The organism is Candidatus Omnitrophota bacterium (assembly GCA_028717245.1).
GTDB lineage: Bacteria > Omnitrophota > Gorgyraeia > Gygaellales > Profunditerraquicolaceae > JAGUYA01.
On sequence record JAQUOD010000004.1, the window covers coordinates 1 to 16,541 of the forward strand.

The 16,541-nt window shown below is 44.3% G+C and carries 15 protein-coding genes; all 15 read right to left on the reverse strand.

The window, feature by feature from the left end; translation table 11 throughout:
• Positions 1 to 336 precede the first annotated feature (336 nt).
• Positions 337 to 1,587, reverse strand: a complete 1,251-nt coding sequence (gene ftsA / locus PHV44_03250; GenBank protein MDD5592301.1) for a cell division protein FtsA — start codon at positions 1,585 to 1,587, stop codon at positions 337 to 339.
• On the reverse strand, positions 1,577 to 2,371 hold the full coding sequence (locus tag PHV44_03255) for a cell division protein FtsQ/DivIB (GenBank protein MDD5592302.1): 795 nt from the start codon (positions 2,369 to 2,371) through the stop codon (positions 1,577 to 1,579). Before PHV44_03255 ends, ftsA begins: the two co-directional genes overlap by 11 nt.
• A complete protein-coding gene (locus PHV44_03260; GenBank protein ID MDD5592303.1) occupies positions 2,340 to 3,314 on the reverse strand; it encodes a D-alanine--D-alanine ligase in 975 nt (324 codons plus the stop codon). The genes PHV44_03255 and PHV44_03260 overlap by 32 nt, the downstream gene beginning before the upstream one ends.
• A complete protein-coding gene (murB, locus tag PHV44_03265; GenBank protein MDD5592304.1) occupies positions 3,305 to 4,228 on the reverse strand; it encodes a UDP-N-acetylmuramate dehydrogenase in 924 nt (307 codons plus the stop codon). Before murB ends, PHV44_03260 begins: the two co-directional genes overlap by 10 nt.
• Positions 4,194 to 5,582 carry a UDP-N-acetylmuramate--L-alanine ligase gene (gene murC / locus PHV44_03270; GenBank protein MDD5592305.1) on the reverse strand — a complete coding sequence of 463 codons (1,389 nt, stop codon included), beginning with the start codon at positions 5,580 to 5,582 and terminating at the stop codon, positions 4,194 to 4,196. The genes murB and murC overlap by 35 nt, the downstream gene beginning before the upstream one ends.
• On the reverse strand, positions 5,582 to 6,667 hold the full coding sequence (murG, locus tag PHV44_03275) for an undecaprenyldiphospho-muramoylpentapeptide beta-N-acetylglucosaminyltransferase (GenBank protein ID MDD5592306.1): 1,086 nt from the start codon (positions 6,665 to 6,667) through the stop codon (positions 5,582 to 5,584). The genes murC and murG overlap by 1 nt, the downstream gene beginning before the upstream one ends.
• The gene (ftsW, locus tag PHV44_03280) at positions 6,664 to 7,758 is read right to left on the reverse strand and encodes a putative lipid II flippase FtsW (protein ID MDD5592307.1); all 1,095 of its coding nucleotides are present in this window, start codon (positions 7,756 to 7,758) and stop codon (positions 6,664 to 6,666) included. Before ftsW ends, murG begins: the two co-directional genes overlap by 4 nt.
• Positions 7,748 to 9,022 carry a UDP-N-acetylmuramoyl-L-alanine--D-glutamate ligase gene (murD, locus tag PHV44_03285; protein MDD5592308.1) on the reverse strand — a complete coding sequence of 425 codons (1,275 nt, stop codon included), beginning with the start codon at positions 9,020 to 9,022 and terminating at the stop codon, positions 7,748 to 7,750. The genes ftsW and murD overlap by 11 nt, the downstream gene beginning before the upstream one ends.
• Before the next feature lie 9 nt (positions 9,023 to 9,031).
• The gene (gene mraY / locus PHV44_03290; GenBank protein ID MDD5592309.1) at positions 9,032 to 10,120 is read right to left on the reverse strand and encodes a phospho-N-acetylmuramoyl-pentapeptide-transferase; all 1,089 of its coding nucleotides are present in this window, start codon (positions 10,118 to 10,120) and stop codon (positions 9,032 to 9,034) included.
• 2 nt (positions 10,121 to 10,122) lie between these two features.
• Positions 10,123 to 11,520: a UDP-N-acetylmuramoyl-tripeptide--D-alanyl-D-alanine ligase gene (locus PHV44_03295; GenBank protein MDD5592310.1), complete on the reverse strand. Its 1,398-nt coding sequence runs from the start codon at positions 11,518 to 11,520 to the stop codon at positions 10,123 to 10,125.
• A complete protein-coding gene (locus tag PHV44_03300) occupies positions 11,496 to 12,965 on the reverse strand; it encodes a UDP-N-acetylmuramoyl-L-alanyl-D-glutamate--2,6-diaminopimelate ligase (GenBank protein ID MDD5592311.1) in 1,470 nt (489 codons plus the stop codon). The genes PHV44_03295 and PHV44_03300 overlap by 25 nt, the downstream gene beginning before the upstream one ends.
• Positions 12,943 to 14,667, reverse strand: a complete 1,725-nt coding sequence (locus PHV44_03305) for a penicillin-binding transpeptidase domain-containing protein (protein ID MDD5592312.1) — start codon at positions 14,665 to 14,667, stop codon at positions 12,943 to 12,945. Before PHV44_03305 ends, PHV44_03300 begins: the two co-directional genes overlap by 23 nt.
• Before the next feature lie 68 nt (positions 14,668 to 14,735).
• Positions 14,736 to 15,149 carry a hypothetical protein gene (locus tag PHV44_03310; GenBank protein ID MDD5592313.1) on the reverse strand — a complete coding sequence of 138 codons (414 nt, stop codon included), beginning with the start codon at positions 15,147 to 15,149 and terminating at the stop codon, positions 14,736 to 14,738.
• 1 nt (position 15,150) lies between these two features.
• Positions 15,151 to 16,047 (reverse strand): 16S rRNA (cytosine(1402)-N(4))-methyltransferase RsmH, encoded by an 897-nt coding sequence (gene rsmH, locus PHV44_03315; protein ID MDD5592314.1) that lies wholly within the window; start codon positions 16,045 to 16,047, stop codon positions 15,151 to 15,153.
• An 18-nt stretch (positions 16,048 to 16,065) separates the two neighbouring features.
• Positions 16,066 to 16,503, reverse strand: a complete 438-nt coding sequence (gene mraZ, locus PHV44_03320) for a division/cell wall cluster transcriptional repressor MraZ (protein MDD5592315.1) — start codon at positions 16,501 to 16,503, stop codon at positions 16,066 to 16,068.
• Positions 16,504 to 16,541: the final 38 nt, after the last annotated feature.

Sequence of the window (16,541 nt, forward strand, 5' to 3'; positions counted from 1 at the left end):
GTATACCGCGTGTGCTGACTTGATTAATCGCATGCATACAGTATATCACACTTCCTACGTTATGGAAGACGCAGGAAACAGGCTCTCACCCCCGCCTTCACAGGCGGGGAACTCCCGCAGAGTTAGAAATTGTTCGGCAAAGGTGCACGAGGAATTACGTCGAGCGAAAGCCGAGCAACCTACTCTTACCAGGGTAAGGCTCGAGCGACAGCGAGACGTAAACCGAAGTGCACGGCGAACAATTTCAGCGCTCGAGGACGAACCGCTGAATTATTACTTATGTTTATGGAGAATATAAATAATAACCTCTTCCACCTGCGAAGCGGAACGGGTGGCTTAAAAGTATTCCTGGTATATCTCTTTGAATTTATTTATGGTATTCAGGATGGGGTTACGCGTAGTCTGGTAGTCAGGCAGGAACTGGGGTTTTCGCCCTCCCAGCAAATGACAAATTATCCCCAAGGAAGTAGTGTGGGTTAAATATTTCTGGCCCAGGAGCTCGTTATTATTCGCCCAGGAAATAATATGGGGGTTAGTAATGCGGCCTAATTTTACGGAAGTGCCGATAGTATTCTCAAGCGTTTCCAGGAACCCCTCCAGGAGTACGGCCCTTCCCGTAGCTATGAAATGATTCACGTCATCAATGGGGCACATCTTTGTTAATGCCTCTTTAATATCCTGGCAGATTAATTTTGCCGCGGAGGTGAGGATCTCACAAGCCGCTTTCTGATTTATGGGTTTGTACATATTGTCCTGTTTGATCAGGACCTCCTTATCATGGCCTGTCTGGCTATAATCACCTATGGCGCCATGAGACCGCTTGATATCCTCCGCCAGATCAAAGGGTATCTTGAGCTTTTCGGACAATTGCAGGGTCAAATCATCTCCGCCTACGGATAATATCCTCATATCCTTAAACACCCCGTCTTTAAAGAGAAGCAGTTCGGTAATATCCGAACCGATATCGCAAAGTATGGCCTTGCCTTTTTTGAGGTCTTCGTTGAATACTGCCTCGCTCGTACAAAGGCCGGAAAAGAATACGTCTTTTATTTCATACCCTGCCTGATTCGTGGCCCGGATAAGGCTCTGTATAAAAGAAAGCTTAGCGCAAATCAGGTATAAATCCACTTCCAGCCTGTGGCTGTATAAGCCAAGGGGATTTGAGATATTATTATTCGAATCTATGGCATAATTGTGCGTTATCTGATGGATGATCTCTTCATCCATGCTTGAACCTAATATGCGCGCCTGCTCATTTACCTGCCGTATATCGCTAGTAGTTATCACCTTATTGCCTCTCTCGGCAAGAGGTATGATTGCGCCGCTATGTTTGGTAACTATATCCAACCCTGAGATGCTGGCATAGATGAACTTGATATTCATACCGGATTTTGCTTTAAGGCTCTTTAATGTATTGCCGATGGAACCGGTCAGGTCTATGGAATTTACTACCGCGCCTTTCTTTACCCCTTTTGATGAGGCCGTTTCAAAGAAGATATTAGCAATATGCCTGCTTTTGATTTCCGCAGCGACCGCAGAAATCTTACTAGAACTTATATCTAAGGCACAAATATAATTATTGAACATCTTTAAATTTTATCACCGGTTCTTTAAACCGCAGATCAATATATTTTATGTTGCCTGATTCTTTCTTTAACTGGTTAAGCAGGTCCGCTAAAACGCACATCCTGGCATTCACGCCGTTTTGGCCAATCCTCACTTCCAGGACCTGCGGCAGCGCCACGGTATGCGCCTGCGTATTGCCCGTAGGCCCTACAGGATAAACCATAAAACAGGTAGTATTGGCAGGATCCGCTACGTCGATTCTTTTGATTTTGTAATTTTTCAGCAAAATATTTGCCCTGGCTGCTCTTATTATATTTAAAGCTATGGCCAGTTCTTTGATATTATACCTCTTGCCGGGCTTAACCCCGCTAATTTTCTTCTCCAGGCCCGCAATAAGGGGAAGTTCTCCTGGAGCCTGCCCATTCGCTATATCAAACAGCACCATTTCGTTATCTACATAAAAATACCTGTACAGCTTTACATAGGCTAAGGGAAGGCGTTGCGTAAAAACAATACACAATCTGTCCGGTAAGAGCCTGACCAGGCTGATTTTTTTATAGTCCGGGTATAGTTCTGAAATATACCTTGATTCCTTCCTTAAGTCAAGGTTAAAGATATTCCGGCCTATCAGATAAGAAAAATCAAAATTTCCTTCCGATTTATTAAAAACAACCTCTTTTATTTTAAAATAGTCCAAAGACTTTAAAGTCGCGGCGAGGTAACTGATAATAAAAAATAAAACGGTAAAAATTACTAACCCTAAAATCAGTAATTTAACCGGAAGATTTATTTTTTGCTTTCTCATAGGCTAGTTTAATCAACTTAAGGCAAAGATGCGGGAAATCTATCCCCACTATCCTGGCTGCCTTGGGCAGGAGGCTAGTCTGCGTCAGGCCGGGGATAGTGTTTATCTCCAGGATGAAGGGCATATTATCCTCACTTAAAATCATATCCACCCTGGAACAGCCGAAGCATCCTAAAAGTTTATGCGCACATAAGGCTGCCTCCTGTATTTTTTTACTGAGCGCATTCTGCAGTTTAGCGGGTATTATATATTCTGTCATACCGGCCTGATATTTGGCCTGATAATCAAAGAAGCGTTTTTTAGGGACTATTTCTATCACCGGAAGTGCCTTTTCCTCCAATATACCCACCGTCAATTCTCTCCCCTCTATATATTCCTCAATGATTACCTTTTCATCAAAACTAAAGGCCTCACCTACTGCCTTATCCAGCTGGCTCTTTGTATCGATGATAGACAGGCCGATACTGGAGCCATGCGTGGCAGGTTTCACTACTAATGGCAGGGATAAGGCCATATTATGCATCTTCCAATTTCTATTGTAAGAAAATCTATCCTCTACTTTATAGCGGGGGACATACAGGCCGTGGGCTTCAAATATCTTACGCGAAGTAATCTTATCCATTGCCAGGCAGCTAGCCATAGCCCCTGAACCGGTATAGGGAATCTTAAGGCTATCCAGGAGTTCCTGAATTTGCCCGTCTTCTCCGAAGCGGCCGTGTAAGGCGACAAAGGCCAGGCCTATCCTATAGGATTTTATCAGGCGCGTATTCTTTTTTATATTATCTGTTTTTATATCTATGGCCGCTACTTTAAACCCGAGCTTACTTAAGCTATCGCAGACTGCCTGGCCTGACTTTAGCGAAATCTCTCTTTCGGTGGACGGCCCGCCCATAAGGACGCCAATCCTGCCAAATCTATTTTGTAATTTACGGCTCAATGCCATATTTTTATCTCAGGCTTTAAAATAATATTAAATCTATCCTTTACCTTTCTTCTGGCCAAATCCATCAATTTTAAAACATCGCCTGCTTTGCCATCGCCGAGATTCAAGATAAAATTGGCGTGCTTAGAAGAGATACATGCATCTTCAACCCGCCTGCCTTTTAAGCCGCACAAATCCATTAATCTACCCGCTGAATCTCCTTCGGGGTTTCTGAAAACGCAACCTGCCGAAGGCCCTGTTAAATCCTGCGTGCCTTTACGGTAATTGATGTATTTTTTTATCCTCTCCTGAATTTTGGTTTTATTTCCCCTCGCTAACTTCAAGCGCGCGCTTAAAATAATATATTTTGCTAAGCCGGATTCCCGATAACTGAATTTTATATCTTTTTTAGGCAAGGCCTTTATGTTACCGTTGTAATCCATAACTATAACATCCTCTACTAAGTCACCGATACTTCTGGTTTTTGTTTTTCGATTTGGGATTTGGGATTTGGGATTTGGGATTTTCTCTGATATCCCCGCATTCATGGCCAAAGCGCCGCCGAGCGTACCGGGTATGCCCGCTAAAAATTCCATACCGGATAAACCATGCCCACCAGCAAAAAGAAGAGCCTTAGTTAACAAAACGCCGCTTCCTGCCTCAAGATATTTCCCACAGCAGGAGAGTTTTTTAAAAGCAGGGGCGCTTAATCTTAAGACTATGCCGCTTGTCCCCTTATCGCTTGCCAGGATATTGCTGCCTTTACCGATTACGTAAAGCGGGATCTTATTTCTTAAACTCAAGAGAAGTTTTAAGTCATCAGTATCTTCGGGCTCGACAAAGAATCTAGCCTTCCCGCCGATTTTAAAAGTAGTATGCCTTTTTAGCGGTTCCCCTGACTTAATCTTTCCTTTGAAGCATCTGTGCCAATTCATCGCAGGTTTTTACGATATCGCCTGCCCCTAAAGTTACTAAGAGGTCATGCGGCCGGATATTCTCTAAAACATGCGCCGCTATTTCTTCTTTAGGCAGGAAATGTATCTGCTTTTGCGGCGAACGTTCTTTTATTTTATCATAAATAAGCCTGCCGTCTATACCGGCTTGCGGCTCTTCCCCTGCCGGATAGATATCCGTAACAATAATATAATCCGCCAGATCAAAGCTCTTCCCGAATTCCCCTGAAAGCAGCTTTGTGCGGGTATAACGGTGGGGCTGGAATATGGCGATCAACCTGTTACTCTTTAAATTTTTTAATGCCGCGAGCGTTGCCTTTATCTCGGTAGGATGATGCGCGTAATCATCCACCAATAAATATCCCTTATCGCTGAATTTGACTTCCAGCCTCCTCTTGGCCCCTTTGTAACCGGCCAGCGTATCTTTTATTACTTTTAAATCTATCCCCAGTTCAAGCCCTAAAGCAATAACCGAAAGGGCATTAGAGATATTATGCTCACCGCCTAAGGCTAGGTAAAACCTGTCCAAAAATTTATCCTGATAAAAACAATCAAACTGCGAAGATAGCTCTTTTATTTCAATGGCCTTCGGATATATCTCGGCGCCATCTTTGAGGCCAAAGAGCAGGTATCTATTTTTATAATCTTTTATCATCTCCCTTAAATTCATATCGTCGCTGCAGGCAAACACGCAGCCGTCTGCCCTGGTATTTGTTAAGAATTTTTTGAAAGCGGCCAGGGTATTCTTGAATTCCCCGTAGTAATCGAGGTGCTCGTAATCTATGTTGGTAATTATGGAGTATTTCGGGCGATAATATAAAAAGGAACCATCAGACTCATCTGCCTCTGCCACAAAAAACTTTCCGTCTCCCAGGCAAGCGTTAGTGTCTATATTTCTTAAGATCCCGCCTACTGCTATGGTAGGCGAAAACCCCGCCTGTAATAAAAGATAGGACACTAAAGAAGCAGTGGTAGTCTTACCGTGGCTTCCGGTGACAGTGACGACAACCTCATCTTCCATGAGGCCTGAGAGCGCCTCTGCCCTCTTTATTAAAGGGATGCGCTGTTTTTGTGCCTCCTGCATCTCAGGATTGCCCCGGCAAATCGCAGAAGAATAAATAATTATATCCGCACCCTTGATATTAGCAGGATCATGCCCGATAAAAACCTGCGCCCCTAAGTTTTTTAATTCCTGCGTAATCTTGGTCTCTTTTAAATCCGAACCGCTCACACCAAAGCCGCGGCGCAGGAGCAGCCGGGCAATGCCGCTCATGCCGATTCCAGCGATACCGATGAGATGATAATGTTTATGATGAGGGGAATGAGAATTTTTCATCAGTTTAAAGATAAGACACTCTGCGTAAATACCGTATTCGTATCCACCTTAGAGAATACGCTACAATAAGAATGTATAGTTTCTAACTTCCGGGGATTCTTGGCAAAGTCCTCGATATTCTTTTTTAAAATATCGCTGTTTAAATCCTTATCCTGAATTATAACCGCGCACCCCTTACTTTCCAGCGCCCGGGCATTGGCCATTTGATGTTCATAGGCAAAGGGATACGGGATGAGTATTGCCGCAAGCCCAAAGAACATTATCTCCGCGATAGTGCTGGCGCCGGCACGCGAAATGACCAGATCAGAAACACTATAGGCATATTGCATCTCTTTTAAAAAAGCAAAGAGGCGAATATCCACGCCGGTATTCCTATAATCTTCCTCCAACGCGCTAAAATCTTTTGGTCCGGCAAGATGAATAACCTGGAATTTCGATTTATCGGACAGGGCAGAAACCGCCCCCAGGAATTCCAGGTTAATCCTGCTGCTGCCCTGGCTGCCGCCCATAACCAGCATCGTAAATTTCTCAGCGCTGAATCCGAAAAAATCCAGGGCCTCTTTTTTATTTATACGGGCCAGCTGCCTGCGCATAGGATTACCGGTAACGACCGTTTTATTTTCATATTTTTTTAAATAATCCCTGCTTTCGGCAAAAGAAAGAGCAATCTTATCGCTGAATATAGCCAGGAGCCTGTTGGCGCGGCCGGGGATTACATTTTGCTCGTGTATCAATGTTTTTATCCTGAATAGCCAGGCGAAGGTTACCGCAGGTACGCTCGCTAAGCTGCCGAATCCGACTACGATATCGGGCCGGAATGTCAAAAGCATAACCATGCTTTTCAGGGAGGCCCGGAAAAAATTAAATATAGCAAATAAATTCCTGAAATCAAGGGTTAGTTTTATGGAGGAAAACGGGATATAACACACATTATAACCGGTTTTCTCTATTTGCCCTGCTATATTACTTACCGGTAAAATTAATAGCGTCTCTATATCCTTATGATTTTCCCTTAACGTATCTAAAAAACCCAGCGCAGGAAAGATGTGCCCGCCGCTGGAACCGGTAACCGCCAGGATCCTCATGGATATTCTCCTGTGCGCGCGATATTCATCAGCATGCCCACGCTGACCATATCAAAGATAAAAGAAGAGCCGCCGTAACTGATAAAAGGCAAAGGCAGGCCCTTAGTAGGTAAAACGCCGCAGGAAACACCGATATTTATCGTGGCCTTCAGGGAAATCATTAAAACCAGGCCTAAGCTTAAAAAATAACTGAACCTATCCGGCGCGTTTTTGATTATCTTAAGGCCCTGCTGTATAAAAACCATCAATAATACTATTACGCCTACCGTACCCAAAAAACCCAATTCTTCCCCGATTATGGAAAAAATAAAATCAGTATGCGCTGCCGGCAGATAAAATAATTTTTGCCGGGAATGGCCCAGGCCTACTCCGAATATCCCTCCTGAGCCCAAGGCAACCTGCGACTGGATGACCTGAAAACCGCTGCCTCTGGGGTCCATCCAGGGGTTTAAAAATGACATAATACGCATCCTGCGGTAAGGGACATTAAATATCAATATATAAAGTAAAGGCAGGCTTCCCAGGGCTAATGACACAAGATAAGATACCCGCACCCCCGCGACAAAAAGCATGATAAATACTACCATACCCAATGCTAAGACCGTCCCTAAATCCGGCTGCGCAAGGATCAACAACGCCGTAGCCCCTAAAACGGCTATCGCAGGCGCAAACCCGTGCCAGAATGTTTTTATATCGCTGCTTTTTCTGGCGATGAAATCTGCTATGTAAATAATCACCGCCAGGTTAGCAAACTCCGAGGGCTGGAAACTGATAAATTTAAACCTGAACCACCTGCGTGCCCCTGCCACTTCCCTGCCTAATCCCGGGATTAATACCAAAACAAGCGATACAAACGATAATACCAAAGCAGGCTTGGCCCATTTGCGAAAATTCTTGTAATCGATAACCATTGCCAATAACATAAGGAATGCCCCGATAATAATAAAACTGACGTGCCTTTTTAAAAAGAAAAAACTGTCTTTGTACCTCTCCCAGGCATAGATGCTGGAAGCGCTGTAAATCATCACCACGCCGATACAGATGAGGATAAAGGTAGTAATAAAAAGATTGATTCTGGTATTACGGACCATCTTGATTTTGCGCTAAAGTAAAGACTGCTTTTTTAAAAGCCTTTCCTCTTTCTTCATAGTTAAGAAACATATCGAAACTTGAGCACATCGGCGAAAGCAAAACGCAATCACCGGGCTCTGCCCTGGAAAAGGCGAATCTGACCGCTTCTTCAAGGGTAGAAGACTCATGGATATCCGGAAATCCTTTTAAGGCATTCTTTATCTTCTCTTTCGCCTCTCCGATTAAGATAACTTCTTTTGCTTTTTTACGTATTAAGTCAGCGGCTATGCCATAATCAACGCCCTTGTGCCTGCCTCCAGCAATCAAGAGCACGGGCCGGGGAATATTGTTCAACGCCCAGATAGTAGAGTCTGCGGTCGTGCTCTTTGAATCATTGATAAAGGTAATGCCGTTTATCTGCGTTACCTCCTCCAGCCGATGTTCCAGGCCCTTAAAATCCCTGAATACCTTAAGGCAAGTTTCCTTATCTATGCCTAATATCGAGCCTACGGCTAAAACCGCAGCCTGATTGGGATTTAAATCTGGTGTTTGGGAAAAATATATCGCCCTGGCCTTTGCCTCTTTAGAAAAATCCTTAACTACCGGGTCGTCGTAATTTAAAACCAAAAAATCGGACTCATCCTGGTTCATAAATATGCGTTTTTTTGCCTTTAGGTATTCCTGCATATCCTTATGCCTGTCCAGATGATTACGGGAAAAATTTAGGATTACGGAAATTTTCGGTTTGAAATCCCGTATCTTCTCCAGCTGGAACGAACTCACCTCCAGGGACACAAAATCATCTGCCTGCATCTTCTGCACTTCGCCGCAAAAAGGATTACCGATATTGCCGCAGACAAAAACATTCCTCCTGCCTGCTTCCAATACCTTGCCGATTAAGGTAGTAACAGTACTCTTGCCGTTTGAGCCCGTAACCGCAATTACCGTCGCCGGGCATACCAGCCAAGCCAGCTCTATCTCGCTTATTATGGGTATTTGATATTGCCTTGCCAAAACGTGCGCCAATGAGGCATCGGGGATACCGGGCGAGGTAACAATCAAATCTTTATTCTTTATGAATTCCTGCGAGTGTTTACCTGTTTCAAATTTTATATCTTTTGATTTCAGCTGTGCGGCATTTGCGCGCGTAGAATCATTATCCTGGTTATCCGTGACGCTCACCCTCGCGCCCAGATCATAGAGTAGATTAGCGCAGGCAAGGCCGGAACGGGCAAGCCCGGCTACAGTAACCTTTTTATTCTTGAAATAACCTGTATCCCGCATGAAAAACAATCACCTTATCTTCAGGGTAATTATAGTCACTAGCGCCAGGAGGCTGGCGATAATCCAGAACCTTACGATGACCTTATTCTCCGGCCAGTTGAGAAATTCAAAATGATGGTGTAACGGGGCTATCTTAAAGATGCGTTTTTTAGTAAGGCGGAAGGAAAATATCTGCAAGATTACCGACAATGCCTCCAGGACAAATATGCCGCCCACGATAACTAGAAGTAACTCTTTCTTTATTAATAAGGCTACGGTCCCCAATGCGCCGCCTAAAGCCAGAGAGCCCACATCCCCCATAAAAATAGAGGCAGGGTAACAGTTAAACCATAAGAATCCCAGGCCCGCGCCTAGAATACTGGCGCAAAATACGGCCAGTTCGCCGCTGCCTTTGATATAAGGTATAAGCAGATAATTACTGAATCTCATATTACCGGATACGTAACTCAAGACGCAAAAAGCCAAAGCTACCATCACTACAATGCCTATGGCCAGGCCGTCTAACCCGTCTGTAAGATTGACGGCATTGGAAGAACCGGCTATCACTAGGACGACAAAGAGTATATACAGGCCGTCTAAATTCAAAGATACATTTTTTACGAAGGGCAGGTCCAGCCTGATATTACTGGGTGAGTCCAAGAACAAAAGGCTACCTAGTATTAAACCCAGGATAACCTGGCTGGTTAATTTTGCCGTGGCGCTTAGGCCCTTGGATTTCTTTTTTATCTGTTTTAAATAATCGTCGATAAACCCGGTTACGCCCAACCATAAAGTAACGGATAAAACAATAATAATATATTTACTCCCCACCTCCGCCCAGAGCAAGGTAGCGGAGAATATCGCCGCCAGGATAAGAATCCCTCCCATTGTCGGCGTATCCTTTTTATTTTGATGCAGGCCGTCAAGGCTTAGGCTATCTCCTTTAGCAATCTTCTCGCCTATTTTTAGTTCCTTCAGTTTCCTGATTAATATCGGGCCATAGATAAGGCTGATAATAAAAGCTGTCATAGCAGCCATTGCGGCGCGGAAGGTAATATAGCGGAATAGATTAAAGAAAGAAAATAAATCGTGCAGGGGATAAAGCAAATAATAGAGCATCTTTAGGCCTTAAAAACTTCCTCCATCTTCATTGAGCGCGAACCTTTGACCAAGACAATGTCATCCCTATTCAACGATACCCTCTTATAGAGGATGTCCCGCGCGCAAACGGCGCTCTCAGAGATAAATATATTCTTCTTATTTAATCCGGAATCTCTTGCTGCCCTAGCAGCGGCCCTGGATAATTTACCTGCCGTAATAAATATATCGCAGCATTTTGCCGCTTCCTCTCCTGCCTGATAGTGGAAGGTATCTGCGCGGCTACCCAGCTCTAACATATCTCCCATCACAAAAATCTTCCTGCCTTTAGCTTTAAAACTCTTGAGCGCATCCAGCGCCTGTTTTAAAGAAAGGGGATTGGAATTATACGTATCGTCAATGAACCTGATACTTTTTATCTCTATAAATTTCAGCCTGCCAGGAGGAAAATTAAAATCAGCCAACAACGGGGCGATATCATTATAGGCGATGCCAAAGAGCCGCGCCGTTATTATGGCAGAGAGGGCATTGTAAACATTATAATACCCTAATGTCTTTAATGTAAACCTATATTTTCCCTGGATACTAAACCTTAAACTCCGGCCTATACTTTGGATATCTAAGGCCCGGAAATCAGATTGCTTTTTTAAACTAAAACCAATAATAAAGGGTTTTTGGACGCGGCTTAATACCTTCTTTCTTAATAAGGCATCATCCGCGTTTAATATGGCAACACAGGGTTTTTCTAAGTTTTCTATCAGGCTGTATTTTTCCCTGAAGACCCTCTCTAGATTACGCAGGTATTCCAGGTGGCTGGGGCCTATGTTAGTAATTATGCCGATATTCGGCCGGCATATCCGGGTGAGATAATCCACTTCGCCGAAATGGTTCGTGCCTATTTCTAAAACAACGATATCATGGGAGTTATTCAGGCCTAATAGGGCCATGGGCAGCCCGATATGATTATTTTTTGTGCCTTCGTTCTTGAGGACGCGAAACTTTTTGGATAACAAACAACCGACCATCTCTTTGGTGGTGGTCTTGCCGTTTGAGCCGGTAACCGCAATCACGGGAATATGTAAGAATTTCTTACGCCAAAACCGGGCAATATCCCCCAGGGCCTTTGTGGTATCCTTCACTCTTATAACAGACACTCTCTTTTCACTGTGAACTGTGCCTGCCGTAGGCTGATCCGCCTGCGGCGGAAACTGTGAACCGTGAACTATTACAGCGCCTGCGCCTTTTTTAACCGCTTCATGAATAAAATCATGCCCATCAAAATTAGTTCCTTTTATGGCAATAAAGGCCTCCTGAGGTTTGATACTACGGGAATCTATGGAGATACCCTTAATATCTTTCCCCTCTAGCCGGTTGATAAGCTTACCGCCGGTAGCCTCTAATAATTCATTAATTCTAAGCATTCTTTCACTGCTTCGCAGTCGTCAAAATGAATCCTCTTGTCCTTTAATACCTGGTAATTCTCATGCCCTTTACCGGCTATCAAGACCATATCGCCTGCCTGAGCAAGAGATAAAGATTTTTTTATTGCCTCTTTACGGTCAGGAAGAATAAAATAATTATTTTTTCTTATGCCTTTTTTGATATCCCGGATTATCTTTTCCGGATCCTCGTTACGCGGGTTATCACTGGTGATAATTACGTAATCAGCTAACTCCGAAGCCGTATGGCCCATCTTTGGCCTCTTGGTTTTATCGCGTCCCCCGCCGCAGCCGAAAACTACGATGATTCTTTTATCGGATACTTCTCTTAAGGCATTAATCACGTTTTTGAGCGCATCTTCGGTATGGGCATAATCCACGAATATCGAGAAATCTCTATCGCGCCCTATCCTCTGTAACCTGCCCGGGACAGAATCAAAACCCTCCAGGCTGGATTTTATGGTTTCAGGATTCAGGCCTTCCTGAAAGGCCCAGGCATAGCTTGCCAATACGTTATATACGTTGTGCCGGCCGATGAGGCGGGTTTTAAAATGTATTTCTTTTTTAATGCCTTTTAGCATAAAGTCCGTATGCGCGATACCATATTTGATATCGCCGGCCATAATATCTGACGGCTCCTCTATGCCGTAAGTGACCACTTTGCAACCGCGGATTAATCCCTTGATTCTTCTGCCATAGGGGTCGTCGTTATTAATCACCGCGAATGCCCCGCGGCTTAATCCCTGAAAGAGCCTGGCTTTGGCCTGAAAATAATTCTCTAATGTTTTATGGTAATCCAGATGGTCCTGGGTTAAATTGGTAAAGATGGCAGAGTGAAAATCTATACCTTCAACCCTCTCTTGGGAAAGGGCGTGCGAGGAGACCTCCATCACCGCATAATTAATGCCTTCCTGCGCCATATCAGCCAGAAGCGGCTGAAGCTGACAAGGGCCCGGGGTGGTATTTCCGGAAGGGATGGTTTTATTTTTAAAACGGTAATTGACCGTGCCGATAACCGCAGGCTCAAAACCCGAATCTTTTAATAAGGATTCAAGGAGATAGGTTATCGTAGTCTTGCCGTTAGTCCCGGTAACCCCCACAACTTTTATTTTTGCAGAAGGGTTGCCGTAAAATTTCGCGGCTAATTTAGCCAGCGCCTTGCGCGTATCTTTAACTTTTATAAAAACTGCCCTTTCCTGGCCACTGGCCACTGGCCACTGGCTACTGACTATTACAGCCTTAGTCCCTCTCTTTATCGCTTCATCGATGAATTTATGGCCGTCGGCATCTTCTCCTTTTATAGCCACAAAAATAAAATTATCAGAAACACCTTGAGAATTACAGCTTATACCGCTAACCTCAAAATCCTTAAAGACAGTATAGGCTGTGTCGCTCCCTAACGATTCAATTAGCTGTTTTAGCCTCATTTAATGCCAGGTTTTCATTAAAAGGGTATTTTGTTTTCAGGTATCTTAAGGTATCTCCGGCTACATTTTTAAACACAGGCGCAGCCACCACCCCGCCGAAATAGTAGGGCCGTGGCTCATCAACCATTACAGCAATGGCAACGACGGGGTCTTCTGCGGGCGCAAAACCGATAAAAGAAGCAATAAATTTATTGTGGGAGTAGGCGCCGTTAGGCTCTAATTTCTGGGCGGTCCCTGTTTTACCGGCGGCGCTGGAACCTTCAATTCTGGCTGATTTACCCGTGCCTTCTTCTATTACGCCGGTGAGTATTTTTTTAACCCTGTTAGCAGTATCAGGCGAAATGGCCCTGCGCACCAAAACAGGGGAAGATGATTTTATTATTTCTCCATATTTATCGCGGACTTCCTTAACCACATAAGGTTTCATTAATTTACCGCCGTTAGCAATAACCGATATGCCGCAGGCTAACTGTAGCGTTGTCACTCCTACTTCCTGGCCTATGGGTATCGCGCCGATAGAGGTCCTAGACCAGAAACGCGGCTCTTTGATCGAACCAGTGATTTCTCCCGGCAGGTTAACGCCGGATTTCGCCCCAAAACCAAAGAGTTTCACGTACTTATAAACTGTATCCGGGCCCAGCATCTGCGCGACCTTGGTAGTACCGATGTTACTCGATTGCTCAATGACTTCCCTGAAGGTGAGCCAACCGTGCGGCCTGTGGTCATGCAATGTATGTGTGGCCACGCGGTAGGAACCATTTTCGCAAAAGAATTTATCCTCTTCAACTACTTTCTTCTCTTCCAGCGCTGCGGAAGCTGTAACAATCTTGAATACCGAACCGGGCTCAAATAAATCGCAGATGGAACGGTTACGCCTGGCATCCTTATCCGCGTTATTATATTCATTCAGGTCAAAGTTAGGCCTGTTGGCCATGGCCAAGATCGCTCCTGTATGCGGGTCCATGGCAACTATGCTGGCACCCTTGGCGTGATAAGCCTTATATGCTTTATCCAATTCCCTCTCGGCAATATATTGAATTACTTCATCAATAGTCAATACCAGATTATAACCGTCATATGGCAAAATCATCCTTTCTTCAAGATTTAGTTTTTTCTGGCGCGCATCCCGTAGAATCATGGCCCAGCCATTTTTACCTTTAAGATAATTGTTGTAATATAACTCCAAACCCTCCAGCCCCGTATTATCCAAACCCGAAAAACCGATGATATGGCCGGCGAGATAACCATTTGGATAACAACGTTTGCTCTCTTTCATAAAGTCTAGCCCTTTTATATTCAGCCTCCTGATTGCCTCGCTCTGTTCAGGGGTTATTTTTCTGGCCAGCCAGATAAAAGATTTCTTTCTGTACAGCCTCTCCTTTAAATAAGCGTAGTCTACCTGTAAAATAGGTAAAAGCTGCTTTATAATTATTTCCCTATCCTTATCGGCTATTACGGAGGGGCAGGCGTAGAGTGAATCTACCGAGATATTGACTGCCTGGGGTTTAAGATTGGAATCATAGATAGCGCCGCGGCGGGCTTCTAACTCTATAAAGAGGTTTTGCTGTTTTTTAGCGATCCCCGCGAAGTAACGAGAATGGAAAAACTGGATAAAGGAGAGGCGGGCTATGCAGAATAAGAGAAAGGCAATGAAGAACAAAAATACCGCATCGGTCCTGCGGCGGTAATTAACTATATACACAATTATATCTGTCGATGATGAGCTGGTTAGGTTTTACTTACAACCAACCCCTTTTTACCTAAAGCGCCTTATCTTTGCCGCTTCTGTTCTGGCTGGCCTGAATTTAACGCAGGGTTGATTGTCTTTGCTTGGGCCTCTCTCTTGATACCAAAGAGACGAAACACCAGATTTTCTTGTTTTAATGGACGGGGCTGCTTTACTACCTTAAAGACATCCTGAGGGTAAGTTAGCTTTACTAACCGGTAATTACCGGGAATTTCGAAATTAGCGTAGTTATAGACCTTGCCATCGATGCGTATTAAGGAAGTGTTTCGTTTGATATTATATCTTAAGATGGTATTCTTATCAAGACAATCTTGGAATAACACCATTTTTTTCTGGCCTACATAGGCAAGGCGGAAAATCTCTGACTGCTGATAAACGTATACCAGAGAAAAGAAGGTAATAAAAGCGGCTAATGATAAAAATTTAGGGAGTTTCATCTTATAATCTTTCTGCGACCCTTAATTTGCTGCTGCGGCTGGAAGGATTATCCTTTATTTCCTCCCCTTGCGGAGTCAAAGGTTTGGGCGTAATTATCTTTATCATGCCCTCGGCAGCAAATTTACGGAAACTGAATTTAGCTATACGGTCCTCCAGGGAATGAAAAGAAATAATACAAATCCTGCCTGACTTATCCAGAAACTCTACCGCCTTATCTATCGCCGCAGTGACAGTCTCCAATTCCCTGTTTACTGCTATACGTATCGCCTGGAAAGTCCTCGTTGCCGGATGTATACGGTAATGCCTGTATTTAGGAGGGATCGCCCTGACCACGATATCGCTTAATTGCCGCGTGGTGGTAATGGCATGCCTGGCCCTTTCCTGCACCAGGAACCTGGCAATACGGTTGTGCCATCTCTCCTGCCCGAAAGTCCAGAGCATAGCGGAGATCTCCTCCTCATTAAGGTTATTTATCAAGTCAGATGCAGAAATATAACTATTCCTGTCTAAACGCATATCTAACGGCCCGTCACCCTGAAAACTGAAACCTCGTTCGAAATCATCCAGCTGATATGAAGAAATCCCCAGGTCAAATAATATGCCGTCAATCCTGCTGATATTTAGCCCCTTCAGGATATTGTCAATAGCGATGAAATTACCGTATACGAATTCACAGGCGCCGGGATAATCGGATAGTCTCTGCCGGGCTACGGCTAAAGACTCCTCATCCCGGTCAATGCCGATAAGCTTGCCGCCCGGCATGATATGTTCGAGGATAGCCTTACTATGGCCGCCTGTACCTATCGTAGCGTCAACTATAACTTTACCCGGACCTAACCGAAGATAATCTATGACCTCTCTAAGCATAACTGGGGTATGAAATCTCTGTTGTGCCACGATAAACCCATTCAGTTTTTAGATATCTATTATTTTTTCGGCGATCTCTTCATAAGAGGGCCGCGAAGTACCGTAAAAATCATGCCACTTATCTTTCGCCCAGATCTCTATCCTGTTGGATACGCCGACGATAACGACGTCTCTTTTTATCTCTGCGAAATCCTTTAAATATTGGGGGATGAGAATCCTGCCCTGTTTGTCAGGCAAGACTTCTCCTGCCCCGGAAAAATAGAGCCGGTTAAACGTGCGCGCCTGCTGTTTGGTAAAAGATACCGCCTTGAATTTGTTCTCCTGCGTGCGCCACTCTTCTTCCGAAAACATAAAAAGGCATTTATCCAGGCCGCGCGTGACAAAAAACTTTTCTATAAAATGCGCCTTGGCAGTCTCGCGAAATTTGGCGGGTAAGATAAGGCGACCCTTGCGGTCTATGGAATGTAAATACTCCCCATAGAACATGGCTTTGTCCTTTCCACTTTACTCCACTTTTAACCACT